Below are 16,345 nucleotides of genomic sequence, written 5' to 3' on the forward strand. Positions count from 1 at the left end.
TTGGCCGTGGTACAGCCCCTGGGGCCACATCCGGGGCGGCGGGACTCCAGGAGTCCGAGGGCGATGAGTTTCGCCGTGGTGGCCAGTCTGTATCCCCAACACGCGATCAACCGGACTCAAGGAAAGCATCATGACCGCTACCTACACATTCGACGTCTTTTCCAGCCTCGACGGCTTCGGCGCCGCCGGCGGCAACTGGACCGGCTATTGGGGCAAGCAAGGCCCCGAGCTGCTCGACCACCGCCTCGCCCTGTACGGCGAGGAGCAGCGGATGGTCTTCGGGGCCAACACGTATCGGGCGTTCGCGCGGATGCTGGCCTCGAGCACCGAGGAGTCCGAGGTGCGTGACCCATGGGTCACACGGATGAGGAGCCTGCCGGCAACGGTGGTGTCGACCACGCTGGAAGGACCCCTCGACTGGCCGGATGCGAACGTCGTGAGCGGTGACGCCGTCGACGTCGTCGCTCGTCTCAAGGAGGAGTCCGAGGTGCCGTTGCGCTCGCACGGCAGCCTGTCGATGAACCGGGCGCTGATGGCCGCCGGTCTGGTCGACCGCGTCCAGGTGACGCTCTTCCCTGTGATCACCGGTCAGACCGGGCTGGACCCGATCTTCCAGGGTGCGGCCGACTTCGACCTTGAGCTGATCGAGTGCCGGACGCTCGACGGCCACATCCACGAGCTCATCTACCGGCCCACCCTGCATGTCTGAGTCCACGGGGCCAGATGTCAGGCAACTGTCAGGAGTGCGGGTCGGTTGAGATGTGTCACGCTGCGACGGGTTACTCGGGGCGTTCGACGAGGTGACCGTTCTCGAAGCAGGCGCCGGCCCGGACGAGGGCGACAAGGTGGGGTGCGGTCACAGCGCGCCGGCGGGGCGGACTCGACAAGGTTGAACACCATCGCCAGGGCGACGGCCGGGCTGCCCGCGCTGCGGGTGGCCTTCGTACGGAGTTTCACCGTGGAGAAGGACGACTCGATGGGGTTGGTGGTCCGCAGATGGATCCAGTGCTCGGCGGGGAAGTCGTAGAACGCCGGCAGCTCGTCGACCTCATCGGTGATCTTCTTCACGGCCTTCGGCCATTTCGCGCCGTACGCCTTCTCGAACGCCTTGACGGCCTTCTTCGGCGTGGGTGCGGTCCTCGGCGTTGTAGATCTCCTGCAGGGCCTTCTTCGCCCCCGATCGCCAAGAGCCGGCCCTCCCAGTGGTGCCTGGAGGCCAACAACCTTGCCATCCAGGTCCACGGCGGCTACGGCTACACCCGCGAGTACAACGTCGAGCCGTTCTACCGGGACAACCGCGTCAACCCCATCCACGAGGGGACGCACGGCGTCCACGGCCTCGACCTGCTGGGCCGAAAGGTCGTCATGGACGGCGGCACGGGGCTCCGCCTGCTCATCGAGACCGTCTCCATGACGACCGCCCGCGCGGCGGCCGCGGACGACCAGGCCGCCGGCTTCGGACGGCAGCTGGACGCCTCCGTCGCCCGCGTCGCCGCCGTGACACGGCGCCTGTGGGAGGCCGGGGACGCCGAGAGCGCCCTCGCCAACGCCTCGGTCTGTCTGGAGGCCGTGGGACACGTCGTGGTTGCCTGGATGTGGCTGGATGTGGCTGGAACAGATGCTGGCCGCCGCCGGACGCAGCGGCGCCTTCTACGAGGGCAAGCGCCGGGCGGGTCAGTACTTCTTCCGGTACGAACTGCCCAGGACGGAGGCGCAGTTCGCGCTGCTGGGAAGCCTCGACCGCACCACCCTCGACATGCCCGCGGACTGCATCTGAGCTTGTCCTACCTTCCAAGCGTGGGTCTGAGCCGGGCCTTCTGACGGCATCAGTCGATACAGAACTCGTTGCCCTCGATGTCCTGCATCGGGATGCACGAATCATTGCCGTCATACAGCGTTCGCACGTGTACCGCGCCGAGCGGGACCAGTCGTGCGCATTCGGCCTCAAGCGCGGCGAGGCGCTCTTTACCCACGAGTCCGGTGCCGACCCGCACGTCAAGATGCAGCCGGTTCTTGGCGGCCTTCCCTTCGGGGACGCGCTGGAAGTACAGTCGCGGGCCCACACCTGAGGGATCAGTGCAGGCGAACCATGAATCCCGCTGCTCAGGTGGCTGCGAGCGCTTGAAATCGTCCCAAGTGGCAAACCCCTCCGGTGGCGGCGGTACGACGTACCCCAACACCTCGCACCAGAAACGAGCGAGGCGCTCAGGTTCTGCGCAGTCGAAGGTGACTTGGAACTTCTTGATCGACGTCATCGGTCCACCATATTGGCGCGTGCTGTTCACCGAGATCCCGGGTTTCATCGCCGTGCGGGTCGAGGTCTCGCGTGACATGAGTAGCGCCTGTGGGTGGGAAAGCCGCAGGAATGCGGTGGCGTGGGGCGCGGTGGGGGCGAGGGTGTAGGTGACGATGGTGAGGCCGAGGTCGGCGGGGACTTCGAGGGCGTCGTAGTCGAGGTCGAGGTCGCCGACGTCGGCGTGGTGGAAGCGTTGCCGGCCGCTGCGGTAGTACTCGACGTCGTGGGCGTCCCAGCGCTGGGCGAATTCTTCGCTGTGGGTGGCGAGTTCGTCGATGAGGTCGGCGAGGTCGGTGTCGGCGGGGGTGCGGGCGGCTTCGGTGCGCAGGCTGCCGACCGCGTCGTGGGCGATGCCCTCCCAGTCGCGGTGGAAGCGTCGGGCTCGGGGGTCGCGGAAGACGAAGCGGGCCAGGTTGGGCGGCCGCTCGTCGCTATCGAGGGCCTCCTCGCACAGGGCGCGGGCGAGAGCGTTGGTGGCGAGGATGTGCCCTCACTGATCGTGCCGCGGCGGAGCATGCCACGGCACGATCAAGGGTTGGCGGGAAAGCGGTGTGGTATCAGAGGCTGAAGACGCGTTCGGCCTCGTCGCGGTGGGTGGTGTGCAGCTCCCAGTAGACCGGGGAGATCTGTTCGGGCTTGGCTGTCGGGAATCCGGGGATGACCGACATGCCGATCGACACGTCGATGCCGACGTGGGCGGCCTGGACGCCGCTGTCGGCCAGTTCCTTGTGCAGGTTGATCGCCCAGTTGCGCAGCGCCGCGGCGGCGGCGTTGACGTTGCCGACCTGTGGCACGGGGTCGATGGACCCGGCGCCGGTGGTGTACAGCAGGGTGCCGGCGCCCGCCTCGCGCATCGCGGGCAGCACCGCCTGCGTGGCAGTGATCGCCCCGTAGAGCTGGAACTCCATCTCGTGCTGCACCTGCGCGGGCTCAGTCGCACTCGGGGTGGTCAGGACGGTCGAGTCGAGCCCCCCGACCGGGGAGTACTCCAGGACGTCGATGCCGCCGAAGTGTGTGGCAGCGTCCTGCAGCGCCTGGGTGAGCGCGTCGCGGTCGAGGACGTCGGCGGGGAAGGCGGCGGCGGTGATGCCGTCGGCGGCCAGCTTGCCGGTCATTTCGTCGAGCTTGGTGCGGTTGCGGGCGATCAGGGCGACGTTGTGGCCCTGGGAGCCGAAGGTGCGGGCGATGGCGAGGCCCAGCTGGGGGCCGGCGCCGACGATGGCGATGGTGGGCATGGGAAGCCTTCCGAGTAGAGATGGATAGGGCTATCCGATTCCCGATCCGGAAAGCCCTATCCGGTTCACAGGGTGAGCGTAACACGGGAATCGGATAGACCTTTCCGGTTTGCTAGTCTGGCTGGTATGAACCCTCGGGACCAGCACACCGGCGGCAACGGCAGCACGGTCGACTCCGTCGCCCAGCCTTTGCGCAGCGACGCGGAGCGCAACCGGGCACGGATCATCGCCGCCGCGCGTACGGTGTTCGGCCGCGACGGGCTCAACGCATCGATGGCCTCGGTCGCGCGGGAGGCGGGAGTGGGGATCGCCACCATGTTCCGCCGCTTCCCCAGCAAGGAGGAGCTGCTCGCCGCGGTCTTCGCGGACCGGATGGACGCCTACGCGCAAGCCACCGCCGAGGCCCTCGCCGACCCCGACCCGTGGAGCGGCTTCACCGGCTACATCGAGACGGTCTGCGCGATGCAGGCTGCCGACCGCGGTTTCGCCGACATTTTGACCATGAGCTTCCCCGGCGCCGAGGCCCTGGAGGCGCGCCGCGCCGAGGCATATCAGGGTTTCCTTGAACTCATCGCCGGCGCCAAGGACAGCGGGCAGCTGCGTGAGGACTTCACCAGCCGGGACCTCGTCCTGCTGCTCATGGCCAACGCCGGCGTCCTGACCGCCACCGGCGACGCGGCCCCAGACGCCTGGCGCCGCCTTGTGGCGTGGATGATCCAGTCCTTCCGAGCCCCCGCCCGCGGCCCGCTGCCGGACCCGCCGGAGGACGCCGCGCTGTATCAGGCAATGCTCCGCGCAAGCCGGGACATCACCGCATCCGAAGCCGGAAAGGGCGGGAGGGGGAAGTAACCGGGGACCCGGCCGGCACCCCGGATCACAGCTGCAGAAAACACGGGGAACGTCTCGGCCGCCTCGGCTTGAACTGGCCCCGCGCGGGCGGACGATGCTCAGCATCTGGCAGGGCGACTTCCCCTCGGAGTACACGGGTCTCGGCGGACCCGGCACCGTACCCGCGCATTCCTATCACCCCAACGGCTACGGCCTCTTCAACACCGTGGGAAACGTGTGGGAGTGGACGGCCGACTGGTTCGTCCCGGACATCTCCCGCGTCATGCGCGGCGGCTCATACCTGTGCCACGACTCGTACTGCAACCGCTACCGCGTCGCGGCCCGCAGCCGTAACACCCCCGACAGCTCGACGGGCAATATCGGCTTCCGCGTGGCGGCCGACGGCCGGTAGCGCGCTCCCTGGCGGGAGGGAGTAGCCCCCGGGGACCACAACCTCAGACCAGATTCACCGAGCGAGCCGACGTCGCCTCGATCTCCTCCGCGAGCTCGGCCGGCATGACGGCCATGAAGCCGCTCGGCCTGCTGCTGGGCGGGATGGTCACCGCCGCAGACACCGGCGACCGCACCGCCGCCCATGTGTCCGGCAGCTGACCGCGCCCGGCCCTCTCGGAGCTGAACGCGGCCGGTCGCGCCCCGACCGCGGCTACGCGCTGGGCGGCGAACACTCGATGCCGGAGACCGTCGTGGCCGCCGAAGGCGTCTGGTCGGGCGCGGGGGCGGCGCCCTCGTCGAGCCCACGGCCGGTGTGGACCCGCAGCAGTCCTTCGATGCCGCGCAGCAGGGTCTCGCCGGCCTGGACAGGGTCGCCGAGGTAGCCGGCGCTCATCGCGCCGTCCCGGAGCATCACGTAGTGCCGTCCGGCGTGCTCGGCGGCCTGAGCCGCGATCTCGGCGAACAGTCCGGTGATCGTCTGCAGGTACCACTCGCGGTGTTGCACGACGGCCCGGTGGACCGGGTGGTCGGGAGTGGGGAATTCCGCTGCCGCGTTGAGGAAGGCGCATCCGCGGTACCCGGGCGAGCGGATCTGCTCGACCAGGGACGCGCCGATGCCCCGCAGGATGCCGTCGGTCGGCAGGTCCGCGGCCATCAGGGAGCCGATCTGGGTGCGGATCGCCTGGTCGACACTTCCGATGTAGGCGACGGCCAGGTCTTCTTTGCTGCGGAAGTGGCGGTAGAAGGTGGCGTTGGTGATCTTCGACTCGGCGACCAGGCGGTCGACGCCCACCGTGTGGATGCCCTCCGCGTAGAAGAGCTGCCCGGCGGTCTTCAGGAGCCGCTCCCGGGCCTCGGAGACCCTCCTGCCGGTACCGGCTTCCGTCTGCGTCATATCGCCCAATGTAGCAGGTAGAACGATCTCTCTTGTTTTGGTGGCAGGAGTGTGCCAGGCTGCAGATAAGAGAGAACGTTCTCTCTACTTCGAAGGGAAGTTTCCTGTGATCCGTCCTGCCGTCCGTCCCTCACTCCGGCACCGGGCGACCCGAACGTCAGGGCGCTGGTGTACGTCGCGGCCCTGGTGCCGGACACCGACGAGACGCCGGCCGACCTGACCTCCCGTCCCGTCGCCCGCCCGTTCCGGCCCTGCCGCTGCAGCAGGTGGCCGTCACGCAGCCGGACGGAACCCCCGGCACCGACCTCTCCATCGAACCGTTCAAGTTCCGGGAGACCTTCCCCGCCGACGTCAGCCCGGCCCAGGCGGCCGACCTGACCGACGCGCAGGAACCGGCCAGCACCGCGACGAGCACCCAGCCCGCCTCGCGGTCCATCCCCTCGTGGTACCTGGTCGCCAAGCAGGACCACGCGCTCAGCCCGGACCTCAAGCACTGGATGGCCGAGCGCGCCGGAGCGCACACCGTGGAGATCAGCGCCTCACACGCCGTCATGGTCAGCCACGCCGCTGCGGTCGAGAACCTGATCGAGCAGGCGGACCGTGGCACCCGCTGACGCACCCCGCCGCCCGCTTCGGAAAAGCCCGCCTGACCAGGCCCGGGCGGCCGAACCCGTCCCGTACCCATCTCCGTACTCATTCCCGCACTCACTGGAGAACCCCATGACATCCGCCGCCTCCGTCGAGCACGTCAGCGCCACACCCGCCCTGCGCCGGCTGTACGTCATCCGCTTCGTCTTCGCCGCCGCGTGGGCCGCGCTCCTGCTGGTGTCCGGCTCCGACCTCACCACTGAGGCCAAGCTGCTGCTGTTCGTCTATCCCGCCTTCGACGTGGCCGCGGCCGTCGTCGACGCCAGGTCGGCGCGCGCCGCCGGGCCGATCAAGGGCCTGTACGCCAACATGGCCGCCAGCGCGCTCGCCGCCGTCGGCATCGCGGTCGCCAGCACCTCGGACGTCGCCAACGTGCTGCGCGTCTGGGGCGCGTGGGCCATCGTCTCCGGCCTCATCCAGCTCCTCGTAGGCGTCGCGCGCCGGCCGATGGGCGGCCAGTGGGCCATGATCCTCAGCGGCGGCATCTCCGTCCTCGCCGGCGCGACCTTCATCCGAAGCGCCACACAGGACGACCCCTCGCTGACCACCCTCGCCGGCTACGCCACGCTCGGCGGGATCTTCTTCCTCGTCTCGGCGATCCGCCTGTCCCGCTCGACCCCCAGGGGCTGACCCGCGTCGACCAAGGATCGCGGAGACCAGACGCAGCACGCGAGTCGGGACGTACCCGACAAGGTCCGGCTCGGCGACAGGCCGGTGCGGCGGACGGCGTTCGGCACCATGAGGCTGGCCGGGCCGGGGATCTGGGGGCCGCCGGCGGTCACCTCGATCTGCCAGCGGTCCATCGCCTCGCCCCGGTGCTTGCCCCGGGCCGGCTCTCCCTTGAACCGGAGGTGGTGCTCGGTCCGTGTGGCCGGGGCCGCGTCGGTCCGCATGAGGATCCATGCCGCGCGGGTATTGCCCGCAGCCCGGGTGCTCAACTGCTCCCAGCCCTTGGCGGCGTCGCCGTTGGCGAAGCGGATGTCCCACTCGTCCTGGGCGGGCGGTGGGGCGGCGCATGCTGAGCCTCCTCGATCTCGTTGTCGGTGAGCTCGACGGCCCCAGGAGTCAACTCGGCGGCGTACGCGACTTTGACGTGCCCGGCTGACCAGGACTCGGCGGCGGATGCACTGACGCCGAGCAGGCGTTGGGCAAGGCAGCGCGTCTGCTCACTGGTCGGGGTCGGACCAAGTCGCCACAAGGGCTCGCCGATCTGGAAAGCGGGGACCGGAGACCATCTCCTGGGTCGTCTCACCGTTGAGCCAGCACACTTGCTCGGGGCCGCCGTCGCCGGTGTCGAACAGGCAGCACACTCCGCCGCTGGCGGCGGTGAGGCCGGTGAACACCTCCCTGACGCGGGCCGACCGCGCGAACATGCGGCTCATCGCCGACGTCGCTGCCCAGAACTCCGCTGACGCGTAACGAGGATGCAGCAAGGACTCGAACCGGATCGTCAGGTAGACGTACCCGATCCCGACTCGCCCGTCCTCCTCAGTTTCATGGCCGTGTGCCTCTCCGTACTCGCGCACCGCGTCATCGACGCCGAACATGATGGACGTGTCGAGCTCGAGCGTGCTGCTTGTGGAGCAGTCGACCGGGTCGCTCTTGAAGTGGGACGTGAACGGGAGGACGAGCCGGTCACCGCCGGGCAGTGTGAGCTCAAGCGGCGGCACGTCACGGGTCGGTGGCGCCAGCTCGGCCAGATTGGCCAGCGCCCTGGCGACGTTCCGGGGACGCAGGTAGATGTCGTAGCCGTAGGTCAGCCCCATTTTTTCCCCCTCTGCTGAGCCGAACCGCACCTTCTCATGACCCGCCCTTGGGGAGCCTGCCGGTTTCGGAGAGACGCGCCTATCCGGCGCCACAGTCGTTTCCAGCTGCTCCTTGCTTGCGTGGGATCACCGTGATGTGTCTACCGGCCCTTGTGAGGCGGGTTCTGATGGTGCGTCACCCGTCTGCATGGCGCGGGCGTGGACGCACGCCGAGGGGCCGGTGGGGCTGGTCGCTGCGCCTGCACCCGCTGCCGTCCCGATAGCGAACTCGGGATCGTCGGCTTGGCGTCTCTTGCTTCGGCAGGCCCTGCACGTGCCCGGAACTGTGGCTTCCACCACGGTGAATGTGGTCTTGTTCTGGTGAGATCGCCGGATGCTCGGTTTCCTCCTCCGTCTCCTGCCGTTCTGGGTCCGCGAGCCCCTGCTCATCGCGGTCGGGTCCGTTCTCGGCGTACGCATCATGTATCTCGCCGTCCGCGATCACGATCGGGTCGCGGCCGGTCTCGGCGTGGTGTTCCTCGTGTTCACCGCAATACGCGTCCACGCGGTGATCCGGGCCCTGCGCGCACGCAGGAACCCGAGTCCGACAGCCTCCGCAGACGGGGCGGCGGTCGATGCTGCCGCCCAGGCCCAGGCCGGAGCTCGGCCGCGTCCCGGCCCGGACACTCCGGAGAAGGAGCCCAACGCCTGGGGCCAGGCCGTCGCGGCCGTGGCCGTGGTCGGGGCACTCGCGGCCGCACTGTGGGTGGCCCCACGCGTGATGCCGTCCGACGACAACACCCCGCAGCCCGCCTCGTGTTCGGGCGGGGCACACGAGGAGCTGCCGAAGGCCTACACGCAGACGCCCCAGCCTGTGACCGGTGAAGAGCTGTGCAAGGCACTCAACCGGCCAGACCTGGCCAAGCTCCTTGGAACGCCCGGAGAGACCGCGACCACTGCTTCCGGCACCAGCAACACCGCTCCTCTGACTGATGGGAAGGTCGCCCAACCGGAGGCCGAGGTCACGTTCGACACGTACACCGTGAATGTCTCGGCCACTTACAACGAGCTGTCGACCGACCAGTACGTGAAGCTGATGAAGTTCGGGGACGAGAAGGACATCAAGACGCTTACGGTTCTCGGTCGGCCCGCGGTCCTCTCCTCGGACCACACCATGAAGCTCGAGATCAATCTCGGGAGCGGCGGATCCGGCGGACCGGTCGAACAAGGTCCCCTGGCCCGGACGCTGTCCGTGGCCCTAGACCGTAACGACCGGGGCGGCTACTGCGACATCACCGTGTGGAGCACGTCCGGAGCCCTCCCGGACGACAGCGTTCTCCTCGACATCGCTGAGAAGGTTCTTCCGAGGATCCCCGAACGGCCTGCTCGATGAGACGCCGAGAACATTTCGGCGAAAAGATTTGGTCCCGTCGCGCCGCCGGCGACGGCATCAGTCTTGTGACGGGATGCGTGCCGCGATCTCCTTGGCTCAGCGCCCGGCCGACGGCAGCATCCGGCGGACGGTCTCGGCCCCGGTCTCCTATCTCTGACCCACGGTGCAAAGTAGCCGCGCGGGGCGGCCGATCACCCTGCTCGTGGGCCTCGCGCAGCCGCTCGCGCTCGTCGAGCGCCTCCGGTTCCAGCACGCAGCGCCTTGCGAGATCCGGTCCGCCTCGGGGCGGCCAGGACCAGATCGTCGACCGTGACCGGGACCAGCCGGGCCGCCACGCCGATTCGCCCTGCAACCGCACGGGCCCGTTCGGAGTCGTGATCACGTGGCTGGGAAAGGATTGGCCAGGGTGATGCTCGGGCTTGTAGCTTGCAGTGGACCGTGACACCGCCCGAGGAGGTGAGACCCATGAACGCTGTATCGATGTGGGTGCTCCCCCTACCCGTCACGGTCGGGCGATTGACGTAGGTGTCGCCGGGAGCGCCTCGACAACAAGGCACTCCCGAAAGGCAACACCTATGGACTCTCCACAGTTCACCGCCGAGCCGTCGTCGAACGATACGGTCGAGCGCGACTTCACCGTGGGCGACGTCCCCGGACTCCGGTCGCCGACCTCCGACGCCGATCGCGCGCCCCTCATGTTCGACGTGATCATTGCCGGGTGCGGGCCGACTGGCGCGATGCTGGCCGCCGAACTGCGGCTGCACGATGTGCGGGTACTCGTTCTGGAGAAGGAAGCCGAGCCCGTGTCGTTCGTCCGCATCGTCGGTCTGCACATTCGCAGTCTCGAGCTGATGGCAATGCGCGGACTGCTGGATCGCATTCGCGAACACGGAAGACAGCGTCCGGCCGGCGGATTCTTCGCCGCGATCAACAAACCCGCGCCCCAGGGCCTGGATTCCGCGCACGCCTATCTGCTGGGCATCCCGCAGCCGGTCATCGTTCACCTGCTCGAAGAACATGCGACCCAACTGGGTGCGCAGGTCCGGCGCGGTTGTGCGGTGGCCGATTTCGAGCAGGACGACGAGGGTGTGACCGTCAAGCTGGCCGACGGCGAACAGCTGCGTTCGCGCTATCTCGTCGGCTGTGACGGCGGGCGCAGCACGGTGCGCAAACTGCTCGGCGTCGGCTTCCCCGGTGAGCCCTCGCGGACCGAGACGCTGATGGGCGAGATGGAAGTGGGTGTGCCGAAGGAGGAGATCGCCGCCAAGGTGACCGAAATCGGCGAGACCAATAAGCGATTCTGGCTCAGGCCCTTCGGCGAAGGGGCATATAGCGTCGTAGTCCCCGCCGCGGGAGTCAGCGATCGCGCGGAACCACCCACCCTCGAGGATTTCAAACAACAGCTGCGCACCATCGCCGGAACCGATTTCGGCGTGCACTCCCCGCGCTGGTTGTCCCGCTTCGGGGATGCCACCCGGCTAGCCGAACGCTATCGGGTCGGGCGGGTGCTGCTGGCCGGCGATGCGGCACACATCCACCCACCCACCGGCGGACAGGGCCTCAACCTGGGCGTTCAGGACGCATTCAACCTCGGCTGGAAACTGGCCGCACAAATCCGCGGCTGGGCGCCAAAAACACTGCTCGACACCTACCAGGCCGAACGCCATCCGGTCGCCGAGGACGTGCTGGACAACACCCGCGCCCAGATGGAACTGCACTCCACCGAACCGGGCCCGCAGGCCGTGCGCAGGCTGCTCACCGAACTGATGGACTTCGACGAGGTGAACCGCTATCTCATCGAGAAGATCACCGCGATCGGCATCCGCTACGACTTCGGCGAAGGCCCCGACCTGCTCGGCCGCCGCCTGCGCGACATCGACGTGAAACAGGGCCACCTCTACGGTCTGCTGCATCGCGGCCGCGGCCTGCTGCTGGACCGCACCGAACGCCTGACCGTCGGCGGCTGGTCAGACCGGGTCGATTACCTCGCGGATCCCTCTGCGGTACTGGATGTTCCGTGCGTCCTGCTACGCCCCGACGGCCACGTCGCCTGGATCGGCGACGATCAGCAGGACCTGGACGACCACCTCTCCCGCTGGTTCGGCAAGCCCGCCAACTGATTTCGCCTGAGCAACCGAAAAGGCCCGTGAGGAGGATCGAACAGCCACGATCGACTGACCATCGGAAGGCTGGAGACAGCATCAGCCGTGGTGCTCCGGCGCCAGGATCGGCCTGCGAGGAGGGTTGGCCTCCGAGTGACGACCGGAAGACGGCGAAAGAGCACCGCGGAGTGGATCGGCGCAGGCAGCCCCGCGTTCGTCCAACGATGGCACTCAAGTGATCAACGCACCACCCAGCCCTCTTGCACCGGCCCGCCTGATGTCTCCCGACATGCCCTTGTGGTCCAGCGTCACCTCATGGCCGTGCCGCTCGACCACGAGGCGGGACCGGCCGCAGCGTATTCCCCGACGGCCACGCTTCTCGCCGCCGCCAGCAGCCACGACACGGTGCAACTGTGGAACCCGACGGCGGCGATGGCCGAGGAGTGCGGGCGTCTGGGGGAGGCCGCGCAGGCTCCCTGAGTCACGGTGGGTCTATCTCCGTGACCACGGCCAAAAGCTGGAACGGCAGTTCCTTGTCCCATTGCGAGACGCCGAGGACAACCCAGCGGTCGTGCCCGACCGCGTCCCAGAGGTGCACGTCGGGCACATGGGAACTCAGGATGCCCCATGGCTCGGGTATGTCCTCACCATCCATCGACCGGTCGAAAATGCTCGACAGGCTGAAGACCCGCGGACACCCCCAGCGCCGGGTGAGCAACGCCGAAAGGCCGTCCCGATCGGCCTCGTACTGCTCCTCCGTCTCCTCCCGTGCCGTGCCGTCGTCCTCCCAGAAATCCTCGCTCGTCGCCAACTCGGCTATGTGGTAGCCGGGTCCCGCGGTGCCGACGTCCGACCGGCCGTGCTCCGTGGGGAAGGCCTCGGAGCACAGCCGCACGATCGTGGCGAGGTGCAGCGCGCTGGTCATGAGATCCAGTAAAGCGGCTGCCACTGACAATTGGTGTGTCGTCAGTACTGTCCAGTGACGTCAGGCGTCGCGACGCCTGAGGCCCCACGCGCCGGTCGTCAGGGCTGCCGCCGCCCAGGCCGCGGTCACGGCGAGCCCGGTCCAGGGCCCGAGGGCACCGTCCCACGTCTCGTGGAGCGCCACCTGTCCGGCCTTGTCCGGCAGGAAGTCGGCGACATTGCCCGACGCTCCCCCGACGACGAACGAGACGATCAGGAGGAACGGGATCAGGATGCTCAGGGTGGCGACTCCGCTGCGCAGGACGGCCGCGAGTCCGGCCGCGAGCAGCGCCATGAGCATCAGGTAGATGCCACAGCCGACGACAGCACGCAGCCCTTCGCCCCAGGTCAGCCCGTTTGCCCTGGTCCCGAGCACCGCCTTGCCCACGATCAGGCTCACGCCCCCTGTGACCAGGCCGACGACCAACGCCGGTACGCCGATGGCCACCGCCTTGGCCGCGAACCATCGCATGCGGTCCGGGACCGCGGCGAGCGAGACGCGCAGGGCGCCGCCCTGGAACTCGGCCGAGACCGCCTGGGCGCCGAAGGTGATCGCCGCGATCTGTCCGAAGCTGACACCGAAGAACGCCGAGAACAGCGGGTCGAAGTCCTGGTCCCCCGAGTCGTCGAGACCGGCGAGCGCGGAGAACGCCGCGGTGGCGAGGAGGACGGCGGCCAGTCCCCACAGGAGTGATCGCAGCGTACGGATCTTGATCCACTCCGAACGGAGTACGGGTGCGAAGGTCACTGCGAGGCCCGCTCGGGCCGTATCCGCCTTGGTCAGGCCTTGTGCGGCTGCGTCGGTCATGGTCAGGCCTCCTGAGGCTCGGTGGGGTTCGGTGTGGCGGCGAACTCGGTCTCGGTGGCCGTCAGATCCAGGTAGGCCTGCTCCAACGTGCCTTCCTCCGAGGCGAGTTCGAGAATCGGCAGGCCCGCGGCGGAGGTGAGACGCCCGATGTCCTCCACACGCGCGTCGAGGGCGGTCCAGCGCCCGTCCTCGCCCTCGACGGCCTCGATGCCGTTGCTCGCGAGCAACGCGCTCAACGCTCCGTCGTCCGTGGTGCGCACCCGCACGCGGGGCTGCACGCGCGCGTCGATGAATTCCCTCATGGGCATGTCGGCGAGGAGTCGGCCCCGGCCGAGGACGACGAGGTGGTCGGCGAAGGACGCGGTCTCGTTCATGAGGTGGCTGGAGACGAGGACCGTTCGCCCCTCCTGGGCCAGTCGGCGCATCAACTCCCTGATCCAGATGATGCCTTCGGGGTCGAGCCCGTTCGACGGTTCGTCGAGCAGCACCACGGGCGGGTCACCGAGGAGCGCCGCCGCGATGCCCAGGCGCTGGCGCATGCCCAGGGAGTACGTCTTCACCCGGCGCCGCGCGACCGAGGCGAGGCCCGCCTCCTCCAGCACCTCGTCCACGCGGCGTTCGGGGATGCGGTTGCTCGCGGCGAGCGCCCGCAGATGGTCGCGGGCGGTCCGCGATCCGTGCGCGGCCCCCGCGTCGAGCAGGGCGCCCACCTCACGCAGCGGCTCGTGGAGGGTGGCGTAGGCACGCCCGCCGACGGTGGCAATGCCGGACGTGGGCCGGTCCAGGCCCAGCACGAGCCGCATGGTGGTGGACTTTCCGGCGCCGTTGGGGCCGAGGAAACCGGTGACGCGGCCGGGAAGAACGCTGAAGGTGAGGTGGTCCACGGCGCGCTTGCTGCCGTACTCCTTGGTCAGGTCTTGGACGTCGATGCTGGTCATGGGCACAGCCTGGCCGTTGCTGAGGGGGCGTCACCTCCCCCGCGAGTGGAGATCCTCTCCCCCGCTCGGGGGAGGCTCGTTGTCAGTGGCGCCTGGCACGATGACGCAATGGTCCGCTTTCTGCGCCCGCTGGTCCGGGGGACGACGTACACGCGCTGGTTGCACCTGTGGGTGCCGATGCTGTTCGAGAGTGTGTGGCTGTTCATCGACATGTCGAAGCCGTGGGTGCCCGCGGTCCTGCTGATTCCGCTGGGACTGATTCCGGCCGTGCGGCGGGGCGAGGGCGTGCAGGCGCGATACATGCTGGCGTGGGACAGCCAGGACGCTGCGATCTCGGTCACGCCGTCGGTCACCTGGCGGGACAGGCTGCGGACCGTGCTCTGGCTGGAGGCACGCATGGTCCTGGGCTGGGTGGCGGGACCTCTCACCGTCTGGTTGCCCGCAGCAACCGTCCTCCTGGTCGGCGCCGCGTTCGGCTCGGGACCGATCCACACGCCGGTCATGACGGTGACGCTTCCGCAGTGGACCTGCGCACTGCTCGCCCCGCTGCCGCTGCTCGCCCTGTACGGCTCGGTGGTCGGCCTCGGCGAGCTGATCACGGCCATCGCGCGCCGTCTCCTGGGCCCCTCCCCCATCGAGCGGCTCGCAGCCATGGAGGAGCGCACCGAGCAGCTCCTGGAGCGCAACCGCATCGCCCGCGAGCTCCACGACTCCATCGGACACGCGCTGACCGTGGCGGTGGTGCAGGCGGGCGCGGCGCGGGCGGCCGGGGACCCGGCCTTCACCGACCGGGCCCTCGCCGCCATCGAGGACACCGGCCGGGCGGCTTTGGAGGACCTGGAGCGGGTGCTGGGCGTGCTGCGCGAGGCGGAGCGCCCCGCGAGCAGCCGCCCGACGCTGACCGAGGCCGACCGGCTCCTGGAGTCGGCGCGTTCCTCGGGAGCCAAGGTCGACGCCGAGGTGAGGGGCCCAGTGGAGACCGTGCCGGGTCCGGTGTCACGGGAGGGCTACCGCATCCTCCAGGAGTCCCTGACCAATGTGCTGCGGCACGCGGGGAGCGTCCCGGTCCGGGTGCGCATCGAGGTCGTGGACGGGACGCTCGGTCTGGAGGTCCGCAATCCACTGACCGCGGACATACCAGGACCCGGCCGGGGCAGCGGCCTGCGCGGCATACGGGAGCGGGCCGCGCTGCTCGGCGGCCGCGCGCGAACGGGACCGGACCAAGGTGACTGGCAGGTGCATGTAGAGCTGCCGCTGCGCTGATCTACGCTGGCCGGATGCCGGTCACCGTTCTCCTCGTCGACGACGAACCCCTCGTACGCGCCGGACTGCGCGCCGTCCTGGAGGCGCAGCCCGACATAGAGGTCGTCGGGGAGGCTGCCGACGGTGCCGCCGTGATCCCGCTCGTGCGGCAGCTGCGGCCCGACGTGGTCGCCATGGACGTGCGTATGCCCCTCCTGGACGGCATCGAGGCCACGCGCGCGGTACTGCGCACGGTGAGTGACCCGCCGAAGATCCTCGTGGTGACGACGTTCGAGAACGACGAGTACGTCTACGAGGCGCTGCGCGCGGGTGCCGACGGTTTCCTGCTGAAACGGGCCCGGCCCGCCGAGATCGTGCACGCGGTGCGGCTGGTCGCCGAGGGCGAGTCGCTGCTGTTCCCGGCCTCCGTACGGCAGTTGGCCGCCGAGTACGGAGACGGCGCCGGGAACGCGGCGGCGCGTGCGGCCATGGAACGGGCGGCACTGACCGAGCGGGAGGCGGAGGTGCTGCGGCTGATGGCCAGGGGGCTGTCGAACGCGGAGATCGCCGCGCGCCTGGTCGTCGGAACCGAGACGGTCAAGTCCCACGTCAGCACGGTACTGGCGAAACTGGGGGCCCGGGATCGTACTCAGGCGGTCATCGCGGCGTACGAGTCGGGGTTCGTGGCGCCCGGCTGATTCCGACCCGTCGGTAGGTCGATTCCGACTCCTCGGTAGCCAATGGGGTCCCCAGCACTCGCCGGGGTGCGCGGCGCCGAGTACGATCCGGCCAACACGCG

At 69.1% G+C, this 16,345-nt stretch carries 17 protein-coding genes and 4 pseudogenes; 12 read left to right on the top strand and 9 right to left on the bottom strand.

What is annotated here, in order from left to right; genetic code table 11:
- Window positions 1–130: 130 nt before the first annotated feature.
- Entirely contained in the window at window positions 131–709 is a 579-nt protein-coding gene (locus IEY95_RS04340) for a dihydrofolate reductase family protein (RefSeq protein ID WP_189184448.1), read from the top strand.
- 70 nt (window positions 710–779) lie between these two features.
- On the opposite strand, the pseudogene IEY95_RS04345 reads toward IEY95_RS04340, so the two are convergent.
- Window positions 780–1,177: pseudogene (locus IEY95_RS04345) on the bottom strand (transposase); the annotation flags it as partial.
- Between the two features lie 53 nt (window positions 1,178–1,230).
- On the opposite strand from IEY95_RS04345, the pseudogene IEY95_RS50105 reads away from it, so the two are divergent.
- Together IEY95_RS50105 and IEY95_RS50110 are read left to right on the top strand one after the other, a co-directional pair.
- A pseudogene (locus tag IEY95_RS50105) lies at window positions 1,231–1,524 on the top strand (acyl-CoA dehydrogenase family protein); the annotation flags it as partial.
- Window positions 1,525–1,603: 79 nt separating this feature from the next.
- The gene (locus IEY95_RS50110; RefSeq protein WP_268240411.1) at window positions 1,604–1,777 is read left to right on the top strand and encodes an acyl-CoA dehydrogenase C-terminal domain-containing protein; all 174 of its coding nucleotides are present in this window, start codon (window positions 1,604–1,606) and stop codon (window positions 1,775–1,777) included.
- A gap of 49 nt (window positions 1,778–1,826) precedes the next feature.
- On the opposite strand, the gene IEY95_RS04355 is transcribed toward IEY95_RS50110, so the two are convergent.
- From IEY95_RS04355 to IEY95_RS04365, 3 genes and pseudogenes are all read right to left on the bottom strand, one after another.
- Window positions 1,827–2,255, bottom strand: a complete 429-nt coding sequence (locus IEY95_RS04355) for a VOC family protein (RefSeq protein WP_189184645.1) — start codon at window positions 2,253–2,255, stop codon at window positions 1,827–1,829.
- A gap of 159 nt (window positions 2,256–2,414) precedes the next feature.
- Window positions 2,415–2,780, bottom strand: a pseudogene (locus tag IEY95_RS04360) (MmyB family transcriptional regulator); the annotation flags it as partial.
- 73 nt (window positions 2,781–2,853) lie between these two features.
- Window positions 2,854–3,531 carry an SDR family NAD(P)-dependent oxidoreductase gene (locus tag IEY95_RS04365; RefSeq protein WP_189184449.1) on the bottom strand — a complete coding sequence of 226 codons (678 nt, stop codon included), beginning with the start codon at window positions 3,529–3,531 and terminating at the stop codon, window positions 2,854–2,856.
- A 126-nt stretch (window positions 3,532–3,657) separates the two neighbouring features.
- On the opposite strand from IEY95_RS04365, the gene IEY95_RS04370 reads away from it, so the two are divergent.
- Both IEY95_RS04370 and IEY95_RS04375 read left to right on the top strand, forming a co-directional pair.
- Entirely contained in the window at window positions 3,658–4,380 is a 723-nt protein-coding gene (locus tag IEY95_RS04370) for a TetR/AcrR family transcriptional regulator (RefSeq protein ID WP_189184450.1), read from the top strand.
- Between the two features lie 70 nt (window positions 4,381–4,450).
- Window positions 4,451–4,771: pseudogene (locus IEY95_RS04375) on the top strand (formylglycine-generating enzyme family protein); the annotation flags it as partial.
- Between the two features lie 252 nt (window positions 4,772–5,023).
- Here the strand turns inward: IEY95_RS04375 and IEY95_RS04380 are convergent.
- A complete protein-coding gene (locus tag IEY95_RS04380) occupies window positions 5,024–5,707 on the bottom strand; it encodes a TetR/AcrR family transcriptional regulator (protein WP_189184452.1) in 684 nt (227 codons plus the stop codon).
- Window positions 5,708–5,973: 266 nt separating this feature from the next.
- On the opposite strand from IEY95_RS04380, the gene IEY95_RS04385 reads away from it, so the two are divergent.
- Together IEY95_RS04385 and IEY95_RS04390 are read left to right on the top strand one after the other, a co-directional pair.
- Complete coding sequence (locus tag IEY95_RS04385; protein WP_189184453.1) at window positions 5,974–6,321, top strand: alpha/beta fold hydrolase; 348 nt, start codon at window positions 5,974–5,976, stop codon at window positions 6,319–6,321.
- 106 nt (window positions 6,322–6,427) lie between these two features.
- Window positions 6,428–6,985, top strand: coding sequence for a hypothetical protein (locus IEY95_RS04390; protein ID WP_189184454.1), 558 nt, complete (start codon window positions 6,428–6,430; stop codon window positions 6,983–6,985).
- Between the two features lie 536 nt (window positions 6,986–7,521).
- On the opposite strand, the gene IEY95_RS04395 is transcribed toward IEY95_RS04390, so the two are convergent.
- Window positions 7,522–8,121 carry a hypothetical protein gene (locus IEY95_RS04395; protein WP_189184455.1) on the bottom strand — a complete coding sequence of 200 codons (600 nt, stop codon included), beginning with the start codon at window positions 8,119–8,121 and terminating at the stop codon, window positions 7,522–7,524.
- A 373-nt stretch (window positions 8,122–8,494) separates the two neighbouring features.
- Here IEY95_RS04395 and IEY95_RS04400 point away from each other — a divergent pair, with 373 nt between their 5' ends.
- From IEY95_RS04400 to IEY95_RS04410, 3 genes are all read left to right on the top strand, one after another.
- On the top strand, window positions 8,495–9,493 hold the full coding sequence (locus IEY95_RS04400; RefSeq protein WP_189184456.1) for a DUF6215 domain-containing protein: 999 nt from the start codon (window positions 8,495–8,497) through the stop codon (window positions 9,491–9,493).
- Between the two features lie 575 nt (window positions 9,494–10,068).
- On the top strand, window positions 10,069–11,613 hold the full coding sequence (rox, locus tag IEY95_RS04405; RefSeq protein WP_189184457.1) for a rifampin monooxygenase: 1,545 nt from the start codon (window positions 10,069–10,071) through the stop codon (window positions 11,611–11,613).
- Window positions 11,614–11,910: 297 nt separating this feature from the next.
- A complete protein-coding gene (locus IEY95_RS04410; RefSeq protein WP_189184458.1) occupies window positions 11,911–12,075 on the top strand; it encodes a hypothetical protein in 165 nt (54 codons plus the stop codon).
- Between the two features lies 1 nt (window position 12,076).
- Here IEY95_RS04410 and IEY95_RS04415 read toward each other — a convergent pair whose 3' ends face one another.
- The 3 genes from IEY95_RS04415 to IEY95_RS04425 form a co-directional block, all read right to left on the bottom strand.
- Window positions 12,077–12,520 carry a hypothetical protein gene (locus tag IEY95_RS04415; protein ID WP_189184459.1) on the bottom strand — a complete coding sequence of 148 codons (444 nt, stop codon included), beginning with the start codon at window positions 12,518–12,520 and terminating at the stop codon, window positions 12,077–12,079.
- A 60-nt stretch (window positions 12,521–12,580) separates the two neighbouring features.
- Complete coding sequence (locus IEY95_RS04420; RefSeq protein WP_189184646.1) at window positions 12,581–13,306, bottom strand: ABC transporter permease subunit; 726 nt, start codon at window positions 13,304–13,306, stop codon at window positions 12,581–12,583.
- A 62-nt stretch (window positions 13,307–13,368) separates the two neighbouring features.
- Complete coding sequence (locus IEY95_RS04425; protein WP_189184460.1) at window positions 13,369–14,304, bottom strand: ABC transporter ATP-binding protein; 936 nt, start codon at window positions 14,302–14,304, stop codon at window positions 13,369–13,371.
- A 108-nt stretch (window positions 14,305–14,412) separates the two neighbouring features.
- Between IEY95_RS04425 and IEY95_RS04430 the strand changes: the two genes are divergently transcribed.
- Both IEY95_RS04430 and IEY95_RS04435 read left to right on the top strand, forming a co-directional pair.
- Window positions 14,413–15,567 (top strand): sensor histidine kinase, encoded by a 1,155-nt coding sequence (locus IEY95_RS04430; RefSeq protein WP_189184461.1) that lies wholly within the window; start codon window positions 14,413–14,415, stop codon window positions 15,565–15,567.
- A gap of 14 nt (window positions 15,568–15,581) precedes the next feature.
- A complete protein-coding gene (locus tag IEY95_RS04435) occupies window positions 15,582–16,244 on the top strand; it encodes a response regulator transcription factor (protein WP_189184462.1) in 663 nt (220 codons plus the stop codon).
- The last annotated feature ends 101 nt before the right edge of the window (window positions 16,245–16,345 follow it).

Source organism: Streptomyces albiflavescens, assembly GCF_014645835.1.
GTDB classification, from domain to species: Bacteria; Actinomycetota; Actinomycetes; order Streptomycetales; family Streptomycetaceae; genus Streptomyces; species Streptomyces albiflavescens.

Bases quoted from the DNA above. Each gene is read 5' to 3' on its own strand.
- IEY95_RS04340 (WP_189184448.1), top strand. From the start codon at position 131: ATGACCGCTACCTACACATTCGACGTCTTTTCCAGCCTCGACGGCTTC.
- IEY95_RS50110 (WP_268240411.1), top strand. From the start codon at position 1,604: ATGTGGCTGGAACAGATGCTGGCCGCCGCCGGACGCAGCGGCGCCTTC.
- IEY95_RS04355 (WP_189184645.1), bottom strand. From the start codon at position 2,255: ATGACGTCGATCAAGAAGTTCCAAGTCACCTTCGACTGCGCAGAACCT.
- IEY95_RS04365 (WP_189184449.1), bottom strand. From the start codon at position 3,531: ATGCCCACCATCGCCATCGTCGGCGCCGGCCCCCAGCTGGGCCTCGCC.
- IEY95_RS04370 (WP_189184450.1), top strand. From the start codon at position 3,658: ATGAACCCTCGGGACCAGCACACCGGCGGCAACGGCAGCACGGTCGAC.
- IEY95_RS04380 (WP_189184452.1), bottom strand. From the start codon at position 5,707: ATGACGCAGACGGAAGCCGGTACCGGCAGGAGGGTCTCCGAGGCCCGG.
- IEY95_RS04390 (WP_189184454.1), top strand. From the start codon at position 6,428: ATGACATCCGCCGCCTCCGTCGAGCACGTCAGCGCCACACCCGCCCTG.
- IEY95_RS04395 (WP_189184455.1), bottom strand. From the start codon at position 8,121: ATGGGGCTGACCTACGGCTACGACATCTACCTGCGTCCCCGGAACGTC.
- IEY95_RS04400 (WP_189184456.1), top strand. From the start codon at position 8,495: ATGCTCGGTTTCCTCCTCCGTCTCCTGCCGTTCTGGGTCCGCGAGCCC.
- rox (WP_189184457.1), top strand. From the start codon at position 10,069: ATGGACTCTCCACAGTTCACCGCCGAGCCGTCGTCGAACGATACGGTC.
- IEY95_RS04410 (WP_189184458.1), top strand. From the start codon at position 11,911: ATGGCCGTGCCGCTCGACCACGAGGCGGGACCGGCCGCAGCGTATTCC.
- IEY95_RS04415 (WP_189184459.1), bottom strand. From the start codon at position 12,520: ATGACCAGCGCGCTGCACCTCGCCACGATCGTGCGGCTGTGCTCCGAG.
- IEY95_RS04425 (WP_189184460.1), bottom strand. From the start codon at position 14,304: ATGACCAGCATCGACGTCCAAGACCTGACCAAGGAGTACGGCAGCAAG.
- IEY95_RS04430 (WP_189184461.1), top strand. From the start codon at position 14,413: ATGGTCCGCTTTCTGCGCCCGCTGGTCCGGGGGACGACGTACACGCGC.
- IEY95_RS04435 (WP_189184462.1), top strand. From the start codon at position 15,582: ATGCCGGTCACCGTTCTCCTCGTCGACGACGAACCCCTCGTACGCGCC.